Annotated in this window: 3 protein-coding genes and 2 pseudogenes; 4 read left to right on the top strand and 1 reads right to left on the bottom strand. The window is 48.7% G+C overall.

The annotated features are described in order from the left end of the window. The 3 genes and pseudogenes from BHE85_RS15985 to BHE85_RS15975 all read left to right on the top strand — a co-directional run. A partial coding sequence (locus tag BHE85_RS15985; RefSeq protein ID WP_032232747.1) for an integrase core domain-containing protein occupies positions 1-306 on the top strand: 306 nt, incomplete at its 5' end. Between the two features lie 75 nt (positions 307-381). Further along, positions 382-549, top strand: a pseudogene (locus tag BHE85_RS15980) (hypothetical protein); the annotation flags it as partial. 11 nt (positions 550-560) lie between these two features. After that, positions 561-797, top strand: coding sequence for a DUF4754 family protein (locus BHE85_RS15975; RefSeq protein ID WP_000514280.1), 237 nt, complete (start codon positions 561-563; stop codon positions 795-797). Here BHE85_RS15975 and BHE85_RS15970 read toward each other — a convergent pair. Continuing rightward, positions 768-1,022 (bottom strand): annotated as a pseudogene (locus BHE85_RS15970) (integrase core domain-containing protein); the annotation flags it as partial. The gene BHE85_RS15975 and the pseudogene BHE85_RS15970 sit on opposite strands and share 30 nt — an antisense overlap. A gap of 71 nt (positions 1,023-1,093) precedes the next feature. Between BHE85_RS15970 and BHE85_RS15965 the strand changes: the two are divergent. After that, positions 1,094-1,209: IS3 family transposase (locus tag BHE85_RS15965; protein WP_001693691.1), on the top strand; the 116-nt coding region annotated here is incomplete at its 3' end.

Here is a 1,209-nt window from a genome sequence, read left to right as displayed (position 1 = left end):
AAAGGTTCTCAGTATGTATCGCTGGCCTACACACAGCGGCTTAAGGAAGCCGGATTACTGGCATCAACAGGAAGTACAGGCGACTCGTATGACAACGCGATGGCGGAGAGCATCAATGGTCTTTACAAAGCGGAGGTAATACACCGTAAGAGCTGGAAAAACCGTGCAGAAGTGGAACTGGCCACACTCACGTGGGTGGACTGGTATAATAATCGACGATTGCTGGAAAGGCTGGGCCACATCCCTCCGGCAGAAGCAGAAAAAGCTTATTATGCTTCCATCGGAAACGATGATCTGGCAGCCTGAGTTCACAGATAAAACACTCTCCAGGAAACCCGGGGCGGTTCAGTGACTCCGGCGGGTAAAAACGGAGCCGACGAAGCCACTTACGTTTATCTGAACGGCACGCGACTGCTTGTGGAACTTCCGTACCAGACCGTACAAGAAATCATTAGCGAAGCTGAAAAGGCACGCCAGGTTAATGGCGATGAACCCTATATCGAAATTATTTGTATGGATTCAGAAGCTGAAATACAGAAAGCAGATTAAAGGGCGTTGTGATGGGCAAAGAATATAAAACTCTCATTAACAAAGCACTTGAGCGTTTTTATTTTCGCTTAAGTGCATCAGGCGCTCATGCTGAACGTGCGGCCCGTGACTCATTGACCAGAGCAATCCGAAGTCTGTATGACGTGGCTTTTTACGCTGATGATCTGGATGCACTTAACGAACTTTCCGAGCTGATCTGTGCCGCAGTGGATTTGCCCCTATATTTCCAGACATCTGTTATCACTTAACCCATTACAAGCCCGCTGCCGCAGATATTCCCGTGGCGAGTGATAACCCAGCGCACTATGCGGATGCCATTCGTTATAATGCTCGAACGCCTCTGCAAGGTTCTTTGCTGCCGTTAACCCGTCTGGTTTGGGCATGATACTGATGTAGTCACGCTTTATCGTTTTCACGAAGCTCTCTGCTATTCCGTTACTCTCCGGACTCCGCACCGCCGTGTTCTTCGGTTTGAAGTGGCACACTGAATTTGGCCACCTGAACAGAGGTGATATGCTCACCTCAGAACAACACAGGTGCTCCAATGAAAAAAAGAAATTTTAGCGCAGAGTTTAAACGCGAATCCGCTCAACTGGTTGTTGACCAGAAATACACGGTGGCAGATGCCGCCAAAGCTATGGATGTTGGCCTTTCCACAAT

The sequence above is a fragment of the Shigella sp. FC1567 genome, assembly GCF_001743015.1.
GTDB classification, from domain to species: domain Bacteria; phylum Pseudomonadota; class Gammaproteobacteria; order Enterobacterales; family Enterobacteriaceae; genus Escherichia; species Escherichia coli.
Note: the sequence above shows the minus strand (reverse complement) of the source record. Positions and strands in the feature narration are given on the sequence as shown.

What these genes read in the sequence shown, in the direction of transcription:
- BHE85_RS15975 (WP_000514280.1), top strand. Translation starts at nt 561, where the DNA reads ATGGGCAAAGAATATAAAACTCTCATTAACAAAGCACTTGAGCGTTTT.